The organism is Pseudoduganella sp. LjRoot289 (genome assembly GCF_964252925.1).
GTDB lineage: Bacteria > Pseudomonadota > Gammaproteobacteria > Burkholderiales > Burkholderiaceae_D > Rugamonas.
In genome coordinates this window covers 6,064,228-6,082,244 of record NZ_CAXUPN020000001.1, presented here as the reverse complement: position 1 = coordinate 6,082,244, position 18,017 = coordinate 6,064,228, and the positions used below count along the sequence as shown (strand labels likewise).

The 18,017-nt window shown below is 66.4% G+C and carries 15 protein-coding genes; 8 read left to right on the top strand and 7 right to left on the bottom strand.

Features of this window, described 5'->3' with window-relative positions:
- The first annotated feature begins 158 nt into the window (after positions 1 to 158).
- Positions 159 to 656: a chemotaxis protein CheW gene (locus ACSQ8Y_RS26200; protein ID WP_436269332.1), complete on the top strand. Its 498-nt coding sequence runs from the start codon at positions 159 to 161 to the stop codon at positions 654 to 656.
- Between the two features lie 18 nt (positions 657 to 674).
- On the opposite strand, the gene ACSQ8Y_RS26195 is transcribed toward ACSQ8Y_RS26200, so the two are convergent.
- Together ACSQ8Y_RS26195 and ACSQ8Y_RS26190 are read right to left on the bottom strand one after the other, a co-directional pair.
- Positions 675 to 1,655, bottom strand: a complete 981-nt coding sequence (locus ACSQ8Y_RS26195; protein WP_436269331.1) for a J domain-containing protein — start codon at positions 1,653 to 1,655, stop codon at positions 675 to 677.
- 132 nt (positions 1,656 to 1,787) lie between these two features.
- The gene (locus tag ACSQ8Y_RS26190) at positions 1,788 to 2,942 is read right to left on the bottom strand and encodes a class I SAM-dependent methyltransferase (protein WP_436269330.1); all 1,155 of its coding nucleotides are present in this window, start codon (positions 2,940 to 2,942) and stop codon (positions 1,788 to 1,790) included.
- A 42-nt stretch (positions 2,943 to 2,984) separates the two neighbouring features.
- Between ACSQ8Y_RS26190 and ACSQ8Y_RS26185 the strand changes: the two genes are divergently transcribed.
- From ACSQ8Y_RS26185 to ACSQ8Y_RS26165, 5 genes are all read left to right on the top strand, one after another.
- A complete protein-coding gene (locus tag ACSQ8Y_RS26185) occupies positions 2,985 to 3,761 on the top strand; it encodes an SDR family oxidoreductase (RefSeq protein WP_436269329.1) in 777 nt (258 codons plus the stop codon).
- 30 nt (positions 3,762 to 3,791) lie between these two features.
- Positions 3,792 to 4,190: a dihydroneopterin aldolase gene (locus ACSQ8Y_RS26180; RefSeq protein ID WP_436269328.1), complete on the top strand. Its 399-nt coding sequence runs from the start codon at positions 3,792 to 3,794 to the stop codon at positions 4,188 to 4,190.
- Positions 4,190 to 5,107, top strand: coding sequence for a tRNA 2-thiocytidine(32) synthetase TtcA (gene ttcA, locus ACSQ8Y_RS26175; RefSeq protein WP_436269327.1), 918 nt, complete (start codon positions 4,190 to 4,192; stop codon positions 5,105 to 5,107). The genes ACSQ8Y_RS26180 and ttcA overlap by 1 nt, the downstream gene beginning before the upstream one ends.
- Positions 5,108 to 5,187: 80 nt before the next feature.
- Positions 5,188 to 5,394, top strand: coding sequence for a CopG family ribbon-helix-helix protein (locus ACSQ8Y_RS26170; RefSeq protein ID WP_436269326.1), 207 nt, complete (start codon positions 5,188 to 5,190; stop codon positions 5,392 to 5,394).
- Positions 5,384 to 5,680: a type II toxin-antitoxin system RelE/ParE family toxin gene (locus ACSQ8Y_RS26165; protein WP_436269325.1), complete on the top strand. Its 297-nt coding sequence runs from the start codon at positions 5,384 to 5,386 to the stop codon at positions 5,678 to 5,680. Before ACSQ8Y_RS26170 ends, ACSQ8Y_RS26165 begins: the two co-directional genes overlap by 11 nt.
- A 31-nt stretch (positions 5,681 to 5,711) precedes the next feature.
- Here the strand turns inward: ACSQ8Y_RS26165 and ACSQ8Y_RS26160 are convergent, their stop codons facing one another.
- From ACSQ8Y_RS26160 to hppD, 5 genes are all read right to left on the bottom strand, one after another.
- A complete protein-coding gene (locus ACSQ8Y_RS26160; RefSeq protein ID WP_436269324.1) occupies positions 5,712 to 7,031 on the bottom strand; it encodes a homoserine dehydrogenase in 1,320 nt (439 codons plus the stop codon).
- A gap of 65 nt (positions 7,032 to 7,096) precedes the next feature.
- On the bottom strand, positions 7,097 to 8,896 hold the full coding sequence (locus ACSQ8Y_RS26155; RefSeq protein ID WP_436269323.1) for a M14 family zinc carboxypeptidase: 1,800 nt from the start codon (positions 8,894 to 8,896) through the stop codon (positions 7,097 to 7,099).
- 92 nt (positions 8,897 to 8,988) lie between these two features.
- Positions 8,989 to 10,605 carry a S41 family peptidase gene (locus ACSQ8Y_RS26150; RefSeq protein WP_436269322.1) on the bottom strand — a complete coding sequence of 539 codons (1,617 nt, stop codon included), beginning with the start codon at positions 10,603 to 10,605 and terminating at the stop codon, positions 8,989 to 8,991.
- A 107-nt stretch (positions 10,606 to 10,712) separates the two neighbouring features.
- The gene (locus ACSQ8Y_RS26145; RefSeq protein ID WP_436269321.1) at positions 10,713 to 14,273 is read right to left on the bottom strand and encodes an indolepyruvate ferredoxin oxidoreductase family protein; all 3,561 of its coding nucleotides are present in this window, start codon (positions 14,271 to 14,273) and stop codon (positions 10,713 to 10,715) included.
- Between the two features lie 162 nt (positions 14,274 to 14,435).
- Positions 14,436 to 15,569, bottom strand: a complete 1,134-nt coding sequence (gene hppD / locus ACSQ8Y_RS26140) for a 4-hydroxyphenylpyruvate dioxygenase (protein ID WP_436269320.1) — start codon at positions 15,567 to 15,569, stop codon at positions 14,436 to 14,438.
- A 127-nt stretch (positions 15,570 to 15,696) separates the two neighbouring features.
- Between hppD and ACSQ8Y_RS26135 the strand changes: the two genes are divergently transcribed.
- Positions 15,697 to 16,224 (top strand): Lrp/AsnC family transcriptional regulator, encoded by a 528-nt coding sequence (locus tag ACSQ8Y_RS26135; protein ID WP_436269319.1) that lies wholly within the window; start codon positions 15,697 to 15,699, stop codon positions 16,222 to 16,224.
- A 117-nt stretch (positions 16,225 to 16,341) separates the two neighbouring features.
- Positions 16,342 to 18,006, top strand: coding sequence for a methyl-accepting chemotaxis protein (locus ACSQ8Y_RS26130; protein WP_436269318.1), 1,665 nt, complete (start codon positions 16,342 to 16,344; stop codon positions 18,004 to 18,006).
- The last annotated feature ends 11 nt before the right edge of the window (positions 18,007 to 18,017 follow it).

Below are 18,017 nucleotides of genomic sequence, written 5' to 3'. Positions count from 1 at the left end.
TAGTGTCTGGTTCCCAGCATAATCAGAATTTAATAGCCTGACAACCCCTGCCACGCAGGGCCGCCACATCCTGGCAACAATCGCCGCGGACGGCCAAAATCGGGCAGGGACGCGCAAAACCGGGTAGGCTGGGGGCTGACGCAGTGAAAGGAGACACCATGGACGACTCAGCAGGCAAGCGCACCCCGAGCAGCAGCGACATCGCCGGGCGCGAATTCCTCGCCTTCAAGCTGGGCAAGGAGGAGTACGGCATCGACATCCTGAAGGTGCAGGAAATCCGCGGCTACGAGGCGGTCACCCGCATCGCCAGCGCGCCCGAATTCATCAAGGGCGTGATCAACCTGCGCGGCATCATCATCCCGGTGGTGGACATGCGCATCAAGTTCAACCTGGGCGAGCCGGTGTACGACGACTTCACCGTCGTCATCATCCTCAACATCAACGGCCGCGTGGTGGGCATGGTGGTCGACAGCGTGTCGGACGTGACCACCCTGATGCCGGAACAGGTCAAGCCGGCGCCGGAAATGGGCACCGCGTTCAGCACCGAGTACGTGGTCGGCCTGGGCACCATCGACGAGCGCATGCTGATCCTGGTCGACATCGACAAGCTGATGTCGAGCGCGGAAATGGGCTTGATCGAGGCGGCGCAAGGCTGACCGGCAAGGCCGCCCGCCCTAGGGCGCGCGGCGGCGGCAGCCGGCCTTGTCGGCGCCGAGGTCGACGTTCTGGTAGCGGATTTCGTATTTGCCGCCGACCAGCTTGTCGACCACCAGCGTGTCGTGCGCCAGCACGTAGGCATAGCGCACATTCGACTTGCGGTCCAGGTCGTACACCTTGATGAACACGGCCGAGGCGTTATTGGCGTTGTCCAGGGTCAGCTGCATGTCCTCGCCCTTGTTGCCGATCGGGAAGCCCTCGATATAGCCCGACTGCGCCGGCCACGGTTCGCCGTTCGGCGCCGCCAGCACCTGGGCTTCGCTGTCGCAGTCCGCTGCCGTGCCCGGCAGCACCACTTGCGACAAGGCCACCACCTTGATCAGCGGCGCGCGCGCGGCGCCGTTGTCGGGCGCGTAGGGCTTGGCCACGGCCCAGCTGTCGGCCAGCGGGTCGCCCTTGGCCTCGGCCTTGCCGGCCGCGCGCGGCGCCTCCGTGGCGACAGTGGCCACGCTGGCGCTCAGTTCGCTCTTGTTGCCGAGCGCGGCGGCCAGCACCGCCTGCAGGCGCGGCTGGCCGGCCGACACCACGCCGCCGGCCCAGCCGACGATCAGGCTGACTCCCATGGCCACGCCCCATTTCCAGTTGCGGCGCCAGGCCGAGCGCACCGCGCGCGGCTGGTCCACGTGTTCCGGCCACGCGTGCTCCGGGCTGCCCTGCCGGGCCGGCCGGTGGCCGTCCTCGTGGCGCGTGCTTTCCAGCCACTCGATCTCCCACTCCTCGGCGGCAATCCACTCGTCGTGCTCCTTGCGGCGCTGCGGATCGGCCAGCGTGCCGTACGCACTGTTGAGGATGGCCATGATGCGCGCGGCCTTCTCGTCGCCGGGATTCTTGTCGGGGTGGTACTTCTGGCTGAGCGCCTTGTAGGCGGCACGTATGACTTCCTGCGGCGCCATGCGCGCCACCTTCAGGTTGTCATAATGAGTGTGTATCTTTCCCATCGTTCCATTAACTTTTCGACAAGCGCGCCGCGACGGGGAACCGCGCTTAGGCCACGTGAATCGATCATCATAGCTGATTCCGGGACGCGGATCGCACCGAACACGCGCAGGAAAGGCTTGCTATTCACGCAATCACAGCCGGTGGCTGCGGTCGGCCGCGGCCAAGGCCGCCGGCAAGTCGACGTTATTGCCTACAATTAAAACCTTGAACAGCTCGCCCATCTCGGCCGGCGACAGGAGTTTCTGCAACGCATTGGCCTGTGGCAAATACGCCATGGCGTCGACCGGATCCGTGCGCAGCAGCAGCTCGCCGATGCCGGCGCCGAGCAGGAAGGCGGCCTGGTTCATATACGCCAGCACGGCCGCGCCCGCGTCCTGGGCCGCCAGCGCCATGGCCGTGAAGTCGACGTGGGCGGTGATGTCCTGCAGGCCGGGCAGGTAGAACGGCTCGGCGTGGGCATGGTGGCGGTAGTGGCACATCAAGGTGCCCTGGTCGCGCTGGCCCAGGTAGTACTCGTGGCCGGGGAAGCCGTAGTCGAGCAGGATGGCCGCGCCCCGGCCCTTGGCCAGCATGCGCGCCAGCGTGGCCATGAAGCCGCAGGCGGTGCCGTGCAGTTCGGTTTCGTAGCCTGGCGGCAGTTCGGCCTCGTCGTCCGGATGGATCTGGCGGGCCAGCTGCCGCTGCAGTTCCCCGTCCAGCGCGTGCTCTTCGTAGGCGAACTCGCCCCGCGTGACGGTGACGTGCAGTTCGCGCCAGCCGGCGGCGGTCTTGCGCACCAGGTGCACCGGCATCGCATCCAGCACCTCGTTGCCGAACACCACGCCGTCCCATGCGTCGGGAAAGCCGTCCAGCCACACCACTTGCGGAAAATCGCGCAGCAGCGCCTGCTGGCGCGCGCGCAACTCGCCCGACAATTCGACGATGGCGTACTGCTCGAGCGCGATGCCGGCGGCGCGCAATTCGGTCAGGATGTCCAGGGCCAGCTTGCCGGTGCCGGCGCCGAACTCGAGGATGCGCGGCGCGCTTTGAGCGATAATAGCGGCTGCCACGTGGGCCAGTGCGGCGCCGAACAGCGGCGTCAGCTCGGGGGCGGTTGTAAAATCGCCATCCTTGCCCAGCTTGGCGGCACCGCCGCTGTAATAGCCGAGATCGGGCGCGTACAGCGCCAGCTCCATGTAGCGGGCGAAGGAAATGGCGCCCGACGCGCGCTCGATTTCGGCGGCGATCAGGTGCTGCAGGGCGTGGGACGCGGCCAGCGCGTCGCTAGAAGGTGCGGGTAGGGACATCCCGGCATTTTAAACAATTCGACGAATTCGACGGAAAAATCCATGACACAGGCAGACAACACGGCGGCCAAGGTCGCGCTGGTGACCGGCGCCGGACGCCGCATCGGCCGCGCCATCGCGCTCGGCATGGCGCAAGCCGGCTGGGACGTGGCCGTGCACTACGGCCGCTCGGCCGACGCGGCGCGGCAGGTGGTGGCGGAGATCGGCGCCATGGGCCGGCGCGCGGTCGCCCTGCCCTGCGACCTGGCAGACGAGGCCGCCGTGCGCCTGCTGCTGCCGCAGGCGGCCGCCGCGCTGGGGCCGGTGGGCTGCGTGGTCAACAACGCCTCGCTGTTCGACTACGACAGCGCGGCCGACTTCACCCTGGCGCGGCTGGAGGCGCACATGGCGGCCAACGTGGCCGCCCCCATCGTGCTGGCGCAGGCGCTGCACGCGGCCACGCCGGACGGCGCGCAGGCCGTGGTTTTGAATCTGCTCGACCAAAAACTGTACAATCTCAATCCCGACTTCCTGTCCTACACGCTGTCCAAGGCCGCCCTGCACACGGCCACGACCTTGCTGGCCCAGGAACTGGCGCCGAAATTGCGCGTGGTCGGCATCGCGCCCGGCATCACCCTGGTATCCGGCGAGCAAAGCGAAGACGGCTTCGCCAAGGCGCATACGCAAACCCCGCTGGGCCGTTCCAGCACCCCGGAGGACATCGTTGCCGCCGTGCTGTACGCGGCCGGCGCGCGCGCGCTGACCGGCACCACCTTGCTGGTCGACGGCGGCCAGCATCTGACGGCCTCGCCGCGCGACGTGATGTTCCTCGCCAAATAATTTTTCTGACATCTTACTGAAAGTTCAACCATGCTGTCCGCCCTGACCCACCCCCGGCTTCAAGACTGCCGCCGCCTGTTCCTGCGCAACTACGAAGTGCTGATCAACATCGGCGTGCACGATTTCGAGAAGAAGGGCGAACAGCGCGTCCTGATCAATGTGGACCTGTACATCCCGCTGGCGGTGTCGACCCCGAGCGCCGACGAGCTGCACGAAGTGGTGGACTACGACTTCATGCGCGACACCATCGCGCGCCGCATGGCCGAGGGCCATGTGCACCTGCAGGAAACGCTGTGCGACGACGTGGTGCGCGCCATGCTGACGCACCCGCGCGTGCGCGCCGTGCGCGTGTCGACCATGAAGCCGGACGTCTATCCCGATTGCGAAGGCGTGGGCGTGGAAGTGTTCCAGATCAAGGATAACGTGTAATGAATGCCGTACTAGAAGACACCCCGAGCGCCAAGTCTATGGAGAAGACCGCGCTGGAGAACAACAAGCTGCACAAGCGCCTGTGCCGCCTGGTGGGCCAGGCCATCGGCGACTTCAACATGATCGAGGACGGCGACAAGATCATGGTCTGCCTGTCCGGCGGCAAGGACAGCTATGCGCTGCTCGACATCCTGATGACCTTGCGCGAGCGCGCGCCGATCAACTTCGAGCTCATCGCGGTCAACCTGGACCAGAAGCAGCCCAACTTCCCGGCCGACATCCTGCCGGCCTACCTGACCAAGCTGGGCGTGCCCTTCCACATCGAGAACCAGGACACCTACAGCATCGTCAAGCGCCTGATCCCGGAAGGCAAGACCACCTGCTCGCTGTGCTCGCGCCTGCGGCGCGGCATCCTGTACCGCGTGGCCGACGAGCTGGGCTGCAACAAGATCGCCCTCGGCCACCACCGCGACGACATCCTGGAAACCTTCTTCCTCAATATGTTCTTCGGCGGCAAGCTCAAGGGCATGCCGGCCAAGCTGGTGTCGGACGACGGCAAGCACATGGTGATACGCCCGATGGCCTACGTGAAGGAAGCCGACAGCGAGCGCTACGCCGAAGTGAAGGGCTTCCCCATCATTCCGTGCGACCTGTGCGGTTCGCAGGAAAACCTGCAGCGCAAGCAGATCAAGCATCTGATGCGCGAATGGGAGAAGAAGCACCCGGGCCGCGTGGAGAACATCTTCTCGGCCCTGTCGACGGTGGTGCCCTCGCACCTGATGGACCGCGACCTGTTCGGCTTCGCCGACATCAAGGCCGACGGCCTGGCCAACCCGCTGGGCGATATCGCCTTCGACGAAGAGCCCTGCTCGACGCCGGCCACCATGCCCGGCACCATCCCGCTGCAGCAGCTGTAACTATCCCGTGGCGGCGCCTTGCGCCGCCACAAATCCCTCCGCAAATCCCGGCGTACAATGAAATACTCTAGGAGTAAATCATGGACAAACTGACTGAAGATCTGGCACAACTGGCTGCATTGACAGGCCAGTCCGCCGAGGACATCCGGACTGAAGCGCTACGCGAATATCTGGACTGGCGTCTCCCGCAGCAGCGCGCCCTGCTGAAAGCCATCGAAGCGGCCGATCGCGGAGAGTTTGCATCGACAGCCGAAGTGCGCGCGGTGTTCGCCCGCTATGGCGCATAAGCTCGAAATCGCATGGTCCGCCTCCGCACTTGAAGATCTGACGCAGATCCTTGACCGTATCGCCACGGACGATCCCGCCGCTGCGGCAAAGTTCGCAGCAGCGGTCGACCGCAAAACTCAGCAACTCGTATATTTCCCCAAGCTCGGCAAACCAGCCAACCATGGCGTGCGGGAGCTCGTCGTTCACCGCAACTACGTGCTGAGCTACCGGCTGGCGGAAGCAGGAGTCGAGATACTGCAAATATGGCACGTTGCCAGGGCCGCCGCTCCTCACCGTCGCCCTTAAGCTTGAGACAGGCACGAGCGCCTGCTTACTTTCAGGCCAGATTTTCCACCCGCAGTTTCGTCACCGGCGCCAGCACGGCCGGCAGGGCTTCGATTTGTGCCAGCGCGGCCAGCAGGTCGCGCTCGCGGCATTCGTGCGTCAGCAGGATGATGCCGGCTTGCGCGTCGGCGCGCGGGCGCTGCTGCATGGCGTCGACCGACACGCCGTGGGCGGCGATCAGGCGCGTGATGTCGGCCAGCACGCCCGGCTCGTCGCGCACGCGCAAGCGCAGGTAGTAGCAGGTGCGGATCTCGTCCATCGCCAGGATGGGCGTGCTCGCCATGGCGCCCGGCTGGAAGGCCAGGTAGGGCACGCGGTGCGCCGGGTCGGCCGTGGCCAGGCGCGTGATGTCGATCAGGTCGGCGATCACGGCCGACGCGGTCTGCTCGGAACCGGCGCCCGCGCCGTAGTACATGGTGACGCCGGCCGCGTCGCTCTTCACCATGATGGCGTTCATCGACCCTTCGACGTTGGCGATGAGGCACCGCGCCGGCACCAGCGCCGGGTGCACGCGCAACTCGATGCCCTGCGGTTCCCCCTCCTTGTCGCGGCGCTTGGCGATGCCCAGCAGCTTGATACGGTAGCCCAGGCTTTCGGCGTTGGCGATGTCTTCCGCCTCCAGCGCCGTGATGCCTTCCACGTGCGCCTTGTCGAACTGCACCGGGATGCCGAAGGCGATGGCGGCCAGGATGGTGGCCTTGTGCGCGGCGTCCACGCCTTCGATGTCGAAGGTGGGGTCGGCCTCGGCGTAGCCCAGGCGCTGCGCTTCCTTCAGCACGGCGTCGAAGGCCAGGCCCTTGTCGCGCATCTCGGACAGGATGAAGTTGGTGGTGCCGTTGATGATGCCGGCCACCCATTCGATGCGGTTGGCCGACAGGCCTTCGCGCAGTGCCTTGATGATGGGGATGCTGACCGCGACCGCGCCTTCGAACGCGACCGCCACGCCGCGCTGGTGGGCGGCGGCGAAGATCTCGCTGCCGTGCTGCGCCAGCAAGGCCTTGTTGGCCGTCACCACGTGCTTGCCGTTGGCGATGGCGCGCAGCACCAGGTCCTTGGCGACGGTGCATCCGCCGATCACTTCGACCACGATCTCGATGTCGGGATGGTCGACCACCAGCAGCGGGTCGGACACCACCTCCACGTCCGGCCCGACGATGCCGCGCGCGCGCTCGGTGTCGCGCGCGGAGGCCATCACGATTTCGATGCCGCGCCCGGCGCGCCCGCTGATTTCCTGCTGATTGCGCTTGAGCACGTTGAAGGTGCCCGAGCCGACCACGCCGACGCCTAACAAGCCAACTTTGATGGGTTGCATATACAAGTCTTGTTCAATTGAAAACTTATTATAAATGAAACCCGGCGGCTACCCACCGCGCCGGCTCAGCGCGGCACCGCGCTGCGCATCACCGGGTAGAGCTTGAAGCGCTCGTCCCATGAAGGGTGGCGGCGCGCGAAAAATTCCAGGCGCTGCTCCGCACTGGCGGCGAAGGCAGGGTCGCTTGCCAGCCTGCGTTCGAACTCGGCCGCCACCGCCGGGTCTTTCAGCTGCTCGCGCGCCACTTCCTCGGCCACGTACTCCTCCATGTATTCCTTGCGCTCGAAGGCGTTGTTGAATGCGCCCCAGGCCAGCAGCGAATCCGCGCCAAGCGGCTCGAGCATCGTCATCACCAGGCGCGCTTTCGGCTGCGCAATCGGCACGAACAAGGCGCCGCGGCCGACGGCGCGCGCGTCCTTCTGCCACGCGCCCTGCACCGCCAGCGCCTGGTGGCCCTCGAACGATTGCACGCCGAACTTGGCCTGCTCGGCGCGGAAGACTTCCACCTCCACCTTGCCCAGCTCCGCGTCCAGCACCTTGTAGACGATGCCGTGCTGGCGCAACTTGGCCGCCACCATGGCCGCCTGCGCGGCCGGCACCAGGTAGCCGCCGGCCGGCGCCGCCACCTGCAGGTTGGGCACCACCTCTTCGCGCAGCGGCACGGTCCACATCTGCGGCTTGCTCTCGTCGTAGCGCGTCCACAGCGCGCCGGACACGTCGGACGGCGTGCGCGTGTATTCGTAGCCGGCGAACTGGATCATGCGGGTGCGGTCCGTGGTGCGGTAGCTGAGCGGCACCAGCTGATTGCCCAGGTTCAGCGCGCGCGCGTCCGCTTCCGCCGTCAGTTTGCGCCAAGCGGCGCCGTGTTCGGCCACCTGCGACAGCAGCGAGACGATGGTGTTGCGCGTGATGCGCACCCGCGTCGGGTAGTCTTTCCACGAGTGGGTTTCCACCAGCATCGCGAAGCGGTTGCGCATCGGGAAGTAGCCGGTCGAGAAGCGCGGCGGCGCCATGCTGTCCTCGAAGCCGGACTGCGGATCGTCGGTCTTGGCGAAGGAGATGTAGAAGTGCTTGGGATCGGAACCCTCCTTGCGCAGGTCGTCCATGACGGCGTCGCGCAGCGCCACGCCGGCCTGCATCAGCGCCGCGTCGCCGCCGTGGACAGGCTCGACCTGGATCGACACGTCCGGCTGGAACTTGGCGCCGTCGGTCACGTGCAGGTCGATATAGGCCAGCGGGTCCCAGGCGTTCACCAGCGCCAGCATGGCCTGCATTTCCGGCGCGTCGGCCTTCACGTAGTCGCGGTTCAGATTGGTGTTCTGCGCGGTGGTGCGCCAGCCCATCTCGACCGGGCCGCGCTGGTTGGGACGGTTCCACTGGCCGAAGCGCTCGTGGCCGTCGACGTTGAACACCGGCACGAACAGCAGCACCTGCTTGTCCAGCGCGCCCGGCGCGGCCTTGCCTTCGAGCGCTTCGCGCAGCGCCAGGAAGCCGGCATCCTTGCCGTCGATCTCGCCGGCGTGGATGCCGCCCTGCACCAGCAGCACCGGCAGGCCGCGCTGCCTGGCCTGCTCGGCGCTCAGCGCGCCGGTGCGCGAGACGGCCAGCGCCAGCATGGGCCGGCCTTCCGGCGTGCGGCCGAATTCAAAGCAGCGCACCTGCTTCGGGTAGGCTTGCTGGAAGGCTTTGCACAGCTGCTGTACTTCGTCGTAGCGGCCGGTCTGCCGGAAGCCGGAGCGCTCCGCCACGGTGAGCAGCGCATCGAGTCTGGACGCCGCCGGGGCGGCAGGCTTGGCGGCGAAGGCTTGCGGATACGCGAGGCACATCGCGGCGGACAGGGCTAACAGGAGGGCATTACGCTTCATGGATCGGGCTCCGGCAGTTGAGTGGTATGGCAGCCGGAAATTATAGTGCGAGCCGGGCCTGCACAGGGAAGGAAGCTGCTGCCGCCATCCACTTAATCGAGGATGGAGATCTCCTTGCCGAGCGGACGCACCGGCACCATGGTGGCAGCGGCCGGCTCTGCGCCGCCGGCCTTGACGCGGCCGCCCCGCGGCGGCGCCGGACAGCTGCCCGTCGCGCGGTAGTGCAGCGCGGCCGACAGCTGCGACTCCGCCGGGTCGCCCAGCGCATGGCTGAAGTCGTCGGCCACGCGGCAGGTCGGGGCGAAGCCGTCGGCGTAGTCGCCGAAGCCCTTGTCGTTGACACCCTGGTACTGGATGGAGAAGTAGGTGACGCCGCAGTTCGGCTGCGGCGTGAACGCGTAGGGTTTGCCGCAAGTGGTGCCGCCGATCAGGCTGACTTCCACGTCCACGCCGCGCAGGCCGTTGATGACCGACTCGCTGGCCGAGCAGGTGCCCGGGCCCGTCAGGATGGCGACGCGCTTCAGGTCCAGCGAGGGCAGCGCCTGGCCGGGCTTGGCCGGATCGGGCGCCGGGTAGCCCAGCGCCGTGGCGCGGAACGGGTTCGGCGCTTTCGGCTTGAGCTTGTCGTTGCCGACGGTCAGCTCGAAGGTCTTGCCGGCGGTCCTGGCCGGGCCGGCTATCATGTAAGCCAGTTCAGCGGCGATGCTCAGCTGGCCGCCCCCGTTGTAGCGCATGTCGAGCACCAGGTCGGACACGCCGGCCTGCTTGAACTGCGTGACGGCCTTGATCAGCAGGTTTTCCGACGTGGCGATGTGCTCGTTGAAGACCAGGTAGCCGACCTTGCCGGCGGGCGTATCCAGCACCTGCACCGCGCGCACCGGCGACGTGGCGACCTTGCCCGAGGTCAGCGTGACGTCGAGCACGGCAGCGCCGCGCTGCAGCGTGAAGCGATGCTGTTCCCCCTCTTTCACCGGGAACAGGGCGGCGTTCAGCTTGGCCACCAGTGCCGCGCCGGTGCCGCTGACGAAGTCCTCGCCATCGGCCGTCAGCAGCTGGTCGCCGCGCCGCAGGCCGGCCTGGTCGGCCACCGATCCCGCCTCCACACCGGTCAGGCGCCAGATGCGCGGCGCGCCGCCGCCGCTGTTCTGCGCCCAGGCCGCGCCATAACCCAGGTTCAAGCCCTTGGCCATTTCCGCGTACTGGTCCGACGGGTAGCTGAAGTGGAAGCGGTCCTTGGGCCGCCCGCCCGGCGTCAGCAACGGCGTCTTCAGCAGGTTGAAGTAGTCCACAGGATTGCTGTAGTCGGCCGCGACCAGGTCGGCCGGCACCTCCTTGTACCAGAGGTAGAGCTCGTCGATCCAGTTGCGCAGGAAGTTGCGCTCGTCGTCGAGCGTGCCCTGCACATCCGGATGGGGATAGCCATTGGGGTCGAGCCCGGAACGCGGTTTCGCGCAATGGTTCCACAACAGCACCATGGGCGGGAACTGCGGCTTGGGGGGCGTGACCGGCGGAGTGACGGGAGGGGTGACGGGAGGGGTGACGGGAGGGGTCACCGGCGGCGCGATGGGCGGCGTCGCCGGCGGTTCCGGCGTGACAGGCGGTTCCGGGTTGGCTGGCGGTATTGCTTGAGGCTGGTATTCGCCGCTGCCGCAGCCCGCCAAGCCGGCCAACAGCATCACGGCCAGGGCCTTGGCTGGAAATGAGGTCATTCCGCGATTATAGACGGCAACAAACGTCCACCGCACGCCGAGTTGCAAGCAATTGCAAGCAGGGGGATCGCGCCGCAATGCGGCATGATCCCCCTTCACCGCTCCGCTCAGGCCGCGTGGTGGGCGGCTGCCGGGGCGTGGAAAGCGGCCATCAGGCCGGCTTCCTTGGCCTTGGCCGCCTTCAGGTGGCGCTCCTTCACGTGGCCATAGCCGCGGATGTCTTCAGGAATGCTGGCGATGGCCACGGCTTGCGCCAGCTTGTCCGCCGTCAGCTTGCCCAGCAGGCCGCCGACCGTCCGGCGGTACTCGGCGATCAGCGCGCGCTCCATCTTGCGCTCGGCGGTGTAGCCGAAGATGTCGAGCCTGGTGCCGCGCAGGCCTTTCAACTTGGCCAGCACGCCGAACGCCTTCATCATCCACGGGCCGAATTCCTGCTTGATCAGGTGGCCTGCGGCGTCGGTCTTGGCCAGCAGCGGCGGCGCCAGGTGGAACTTGATCTGGTAGTCGCCTTCGAACATGCCGGCCACCTTTTCCTTGAACGCCGGATCGGTGTACAGGCGCGCCACTTCGTACTCGTCCTTGTAGGCCATCAGCTTGTAGAAGTAGCGCGCGACCGCTTCGGTCAGGCGCAGCTGCTTGTTGCCCAATTTCGCTTCTTCGCCACGCACCTGGTCCACGAAAGCCTTGTACTGGCTGGCGTAGCCGGCGTCCTGGTAGGCCGTCAGCAGCTCCACGCGCTTATTGACGATGTCGTCCAGCGACTGGGTGCGCTTGAACTCGATCACCTTGGCCGGCGTGGTCAGCCTGGTCACCATGGCCAGGTCGTGGGCGGCGGTGCGGCCCCAGTTGAAGGCGGTCTTGTTGAAGCCGACCGATACGCCGTTCAGCTCGATCGCCTTCATCAGCGACGCTTCCGTCAGCGGAACCTGGCCCTTCTGGAAGGCATAGCCCAGCATGAACATATTGGTGGCGATCGAATCGCCCATCAGCGCGGTCGCGATCTGGCCGGCGTCGACGAACTCGACGCGGTCGCTACCGCAGGCGCGCATGATCTCGCCCTGCGAGGTGGCGCCCGGGAACTGCCAGTCCGGGTTCTTCACGAAGGCCGCCGTGGTGGCGCCGGTCGAGTTGACTGCGGCCCAGGTGCGGCCTTCCCCCATGCGCGACAGGGCGTCGCGGCTGGCGGTGACGATCTGGTCGCAGCCGATCACCAGGTTGGCCGCGCCGGTGCCGACGCGGGTCGAGTGCAGGTCGGACTGCCGGTCCGCCAGGCGCACGTGCGACATGACGGGGCCGCCCTTCTGCGCCAGGCCGCTCATGTCCAGCACCACCGCGCCCTTGCCTTCGACGTGGGCGGCCATGGCCAGGATCTGGCCCACGGTCACCACGCCGGTGCCGCCGATGCCGGTGATCAGGATGCCGTAGGGCTCGGCCACCGGCTTCAGGGCCGGCATGGGCAGCGCGGGCATGGCATTGTCGCCGGCGGCGGCCTTCTTCGGCTTCTTCAGCGCGCCGCCTTCCACCGTCACGAAGGACGGGCAGAAACCGGTGACGCAGGAGAAGTCCTTGTTGCAGGAGGACTGGTTGATCTGACGCTTGCGGCCCAGTTCAGTTTCCAGCGGCTCCACCGACAGGCAATTCGACTGCACCGAGCAGTCGCCGCAGCCTTCGCACACGGCTTCGTTGATCACGGCGCGTTTGGCCGGGTCCGGATACTCGTTGCGCTTCCGGCGGCGGCGCTTCTCGGAGGCGCAGGTCTGGTCGTAAATCATGGCCGACACGCCCGGCTTGTCGCGCAGTTCGCGCTGCACGTCCATCAGCTCGGAGCGGTGGCGCACGGTGACGCCCTCGGCCCATTTGTAATCGTCCGGGTACTTTTCCGGTTCGTCGGTGACGACGATGATGGGGCCCACGCCTTCGGCGGCGATCTGGCGCGAAATCATGCCCGGATCGAGCGGGCCGTCGAAGGCCTGGCCGCCGGTCATGGCGACCGCGTCGTTGAACAGGATCTTGTAGGTGATGTTGACCTTGGCCGCCACGGCGGCGCGGATCGCCAGGATGCCGGAGTGGAAATAGGTGCCGTCGCCCAGGTTGGTGAAGACGTGCTTCTCGTTGGTGAACGGCGCCTGGCCGACCCAGGTCACGCCCTCCGCGCCCATGTGCGTGAAGGTGGACGTTTCGCGGTCCATCCACAATACCATGTAGTGGCAGCCGATGCCGGCCAGCGCGCGCGAGCCTTCCGGCACCTTGGTCGACGAGTTGTGCGGGCAGCCCGAGCAGAAGTACGGCGTGCGGTCGGTCTCCGGGTTGGCCTTGACCGGCAGGTTTTTCAGCGCCAGCTCCTTCGCTTCCAGGAAGGCGACGCGCTCCTGCACCCGGGTGGCCACCGGGTGGCCGGCGCAGTAGTGGGCGATGCGCGAGGCGATGGCGCGCGCGATCTGCGCCGGGTTCAGCTCGTAGGTGGCCGGCAGCAGCCAGTCGCCGTGGCCGGTCTTGCCCTTGTTGCTCCACTCGCCCGTGTCGTCGAACTTGCCGACCACGCGCGGACGCTGGCCGTCGGGCAGGTTGTACAGCTCTTCCTTGAGCGCGTACTCCAGGATCTGGCGCTTTTCCTCCACCACCAGGATCTCTTCCAGGCCCTTGGCGAATTCGTGCACGCCGTCCGCTTCCAGCGGCCAGGTCATGCCGATCTTGTACAGGCGGATGCCGATGTCGGCGGCGGCCTGCTCGTCGATGCCGAGGTCGGCCAGCGCCTGGCGCGTGTCCAGGTAGGACTTGCCGGCGGTGATGATGCCTATCCTGGCCTTCGGGCTGTCCCAGATGATCTTGTTGAGCTTGTTGGCGCGGCAATACGCCAGCGCCGCGTACCACTTGTAGCTGTTCATGCGCACTTCCATGTCCAGCACGGTGTCCGGCCAGCGGATGTTCAGGCCGCCCACCGGCAGCTCGAAGTCGTCCGGCAGCCGGATCTGCACGCGGTCCGGGTCGAAATCGACCACGGCGCCCGACTCGATGATGTCGGTCACGCACTTCATCGACACCCACAGGCCGGTGTAGCGGCTCATGGCCCAGGCGTGCAGGCCGTAGTCGATGTATTCCTGCACCGAGGACGGATACAGCACCGGGATGCCGCAGGCGTTCAGGATGTGGTCGGACTGGTGCGCGGTGGAGGACGACTTGGCGGCATGGTCGTCGCCGGCCAGCACCAGCACGCCGCCATGCCTGGCGCTCCCCGCATTATTCGCGTGCTTGAAGACGTCGCCGCAGCGGTCCACGCCGGGGCCCTTGCCGTACCACATGGAAAACACGCCGTCGTACTTGGCGTCCTCGAACAGATTGGTCTGCTGGGTGCCCCAGACGGCGGTGGCCGCCAGGTCCTCGTTCATGCCGGGATGGAATTTGACGTGGTGCGCGTCCAGGTATTTCTTGGCCTTCATCGCCGTCATGTCGACGCTGGTGACCGGCGAACCGCGGTAGCCGGTGATGTAGCCGGCCGTGTTCAGGCCCGCCTTCAGGTCGCGCTCGCGCTGCATCATGGGCAGGCGGATCAGCGCCTGGGTGCCGGTCATGAAGGCGCGGCCGCGCTCCAATGTCCATTTGTCGTCCAGCGAGATGTCTTGCGCTGGCTTACCGGATTCCAGGTCGGAACCTTTGACTGGTGCATTCATTTACTTGTCTCCATTATTCTCGGATTTGTTTTATGCGACGCGAAGCCGGATGGGCCTCGGGCAAACGCAGCGGCAGGCCTTGTGGGCGCGCGGCTGCGGAATTCATTATTCAAACAGGGTAGCACGCTCCCGCTGCGCCGTTCTGTGCGGCGCTGGCGCGGGTTAAGCTGGTGTCTTGCTATCGTCTTTCAATACGCCACGCTTGATCTGGTCCAGCTCGATGGACTCGAACAGCGCGCGGAAGTTGCCCTCGCCGAAGCCCTGGTCGCCCTTGCGCTGGATGATCTCGAAGAAGATCGGACCGATCACATTGGTGGTGAATATCTGCAGCAGCAGCTCGCGCTCGCTCTCGGTGCTGTGGCCGTCGACCAGGATGCGCAGGCGGCGCAGCTCGTCCAGGTCCTCGCCGTGGTGCGGCAGGCGGCGGTCGATCAGCTCGTAATAGGTCGCTATGGTGTCCTGGAACACGATGCCGCTGTCGCGCATGGCCTGGATGGACCCATAGATATCGTCCGTGCCCAGCGCGATGTGCTGGATGCCCTCGCCATGGTAGGCGTCCAGGTATTCGGCGATCTGCGACTTGTCGTCCGAGGACTCGTTGATCGGGATGCGGATCTTGCCGCACGGCGAGGTCATCGCCTTCGACTTCAGGCCGGTCAGCTTGCCGGCGATGTCGAAGTAGCGGATTTCGCGGAAGTTGAACAAGTCCTCGTAGAACGAAGCCCATTCCTTCATGCGGCCGCGGTGCACATTGTGGGTCAGGTGGTCGATATAGGTCAGGCCATGGCCCGCCACGGCAGGGTTGGCCACCGCGCCCGGGATGGCCACGAAATCGACATCGTAGATGCTGATGTCGCCGATGGCGTTGTCCGGCACGCCCTGGCCGGCGTTCTTGCCGCGCCAGCGGTCGACGAAATACAGCAGCGAGTCGCCCACGCCCTTGATGGCGGGGATGTTCAGCTCCATCGGGCCCGTCTTGTTGTCGAAACCCCAGGCGCCCAGTTCCAGCGCGCGCCGGTAGGCGAACGCGGCGTCCTCGACGCGGATGGCGATGGCGCACACCGACGGGCCGTGCTGGCGCGCGAAGCGCTGCGCGAAGGAGTCGGCCTCGGCGTTGATGATGAAGTTGATCCCGCCCTGGCGGTACAAGGTCACGTCCTTGTGGCGGTGGCGGGCGATGGCGGTAAAGCCCATGCGTTCGAACAGCGCGCCCAGGGCCTTCGGGTCCGGCGCCGCGTATTCGACAAACTCAAAACCGTCGGTCCCCATCGGGTTGTCCCACGTCTCGAATTTCATGCCTGTCTCCTTGGTGTATTTTCCGCACAGTATAGACCTGCGCAGGGAGCATTAAATTGCGAACAATTCCCGGAGTCCGGGAATTTGCGCAATAATATTGCTCATAACATGAATGAATGAGGGATTTATGACCAAGATTGCGCTCGACAAAACCGATCGTAAGATTTTGTCCATTTTGCAGGGCGACGGCCGGCTGTCCAACCAGGACGTGGCCGAGCAGGTCAGCCTGTCGCCGTCGCCGTGCTTGCGCCGCATCAAGCGGCTGGAGGAGGAAGGCGTGATCCGCCAGTACGTGGCGCTGCTGGACCCGGACAAGATCGGCCTCGGCCTGCTGGCCTACGTCAACGTGCGGCTGGAGAAGCACAGCGATGCGGCGGCGGTCGCCCACAGCACCGCGCGCGCGCTGGGCGTCAACCCGAGCGGCACCTCGCCGCGCGCCGATTTCGCGGTGGCCGTGGAGCAGTGGCCGGAAGTGGTGGCCTGCTATGCGATGACGGGCGAGATGGACTACCTGCTGCGCGTGCACGTGGAAGACATGGACCACTTCTCGCGCTTCATGATGGCGACCCTGCTGCGCCATCCTGCGGTGCTGGACGTGAAGTCGAGTTTCGCGCTGCAGCGTATCAAAGACACCACAGCGCTGCCGCTGGTTTGACCGCCAATGTTGAAATGTTGCGCACATTTCTTGCATTTTGCAAGTTGGTGAGATTTGGAGAGAATTTCCGGTAAGACATACGATAAGATGTTATCCATATCATAGTGGATGCCGGAAATGCAACTTACATTTAAACAACGTATCTGGGCTATTCCGGCGATCGCCGCACTGCTGTTCGCCACCGGCCTCGGCATCAACCAGAGCTACACTTCCTCGGCCCTGGCGCACATCGGGCGCGCCGGCAGCGTCGACTACCCGGCGCTGGACCACATGAATTCGCTGATCCGCGACGTGCAAGCCATTTCCGAGGGCATGCAGCACGCGGTGGCCGACGGCGAGAAGGACGGCCTGGTGGCGATCCAGAACTCGGCCCAGCGCATCCGCGCCACGCTGGGCGCGCTGGCCAAGATCGACGGCCACGCGCCTGCGGCGGCGCGCCTGGGCAGCGAGTTCGACGCCTACTACGCGCCGACGCTGACGGCCGGCAAGATCCTGCTCGGCCTGGAAGCCGGCGACGCCCCCAAGACCATCGCCGCCATGCAGGCCGCGCTGACGCTGCTGCAGCGCGACCTGGGCCAGAGCTACGCGGCCGAAAGCAAGCAGCTCACCGCCAGCCTGGGCGACAGCACGCGCGACGTCAGCTTCCTGATGCGGCTCAACATCATGGTCGCGCTGCTGACGGTGGCCTGCCTGGCGGGCGCCTCCTACTTCATCATCCGGCTGCTGTGGCGCCAACTGGGCGGCGAGCCGGAATACGCGATCACGATCGCCCACACCATCGCCGACGGCGACTTCAGCAGCACGATCCGCACGCTGCCGGACGACCGCGGCAGCTTGCTGCTGAGCCTGCACGACATGCAGCGCAAGCTGGCCCTTACCATGCTGCGCATCCGCGCCGCGGGCGACACCATCACCGGCGCGGCGCAGGAAATCGAGGCCGGCAACACCGACCTGGCCGGCCGCACCGAGCGCGAAGCCGGCGCGCTGGACCAGACCGTGCAATCGATGCGCCAGCTGACCGCCACCGTGCGCCAGAACGCCGACAGCGCGCGCCAGGCCAACGAACTGGCCGGCGACGCCTCCGGCGTGGCCGAGAAGGGCGGCGCCGTGGTGGCGCAGGTGGTCGGCACCATGGGCGCCATCAACGCCTCGTCGAAGAAGATCGTCGACATCATCGGCGTGATCGACGGCATCGCCTTCCAGACCAACATCCTGGCCCTGAACGCGGCGGTCGAGGCGGCCCGCGCCGGCGAGCAGGGCCGCGGTTTCGCCGTGGTGGCGTCCGAGGTGCGCAACCTGGCGCAACGCTCGGCGGCGGCGGCCAAGGAAATCAAGGGCCTGATCGACGACTCGGTGCGCCGCGTCGACGACGGCGCGCGCCTGGTCGACGAGGCCGGCGCCACCATGAACGACATCGTCAGCAGCATTGCCAGCGTCACCGCCATCATGGGCGAGATCACCGAGGCCAGCCAGGCGCAAAGCAGCGAGATCGAGCATATCCAGGCCGCCCTCGGCGAAATCGACCACGACACGCGGCAGAACGCGGTGCTGGTCGAGCAGGCCTCGGCCGCCGCCGGCTCGCTGCTGGAACAGGCCAACAACCTGGCCCAGGAGGTCAGCGTGTTCAAGCTCGGCCAGAACGCGGCCTCAGCCTCAGCCTCCTCCCCACTCTCGTCCGGCGCCGCGCTGGCGGCCGTGCCCTCGCAGGCGCTGGCCATCCGCGAGCAGGCCGCGCGCGCGCCGCGCCGTCCGCGTTCCGATTCCAATTTCCATTCCCTGTAACCACGACATGC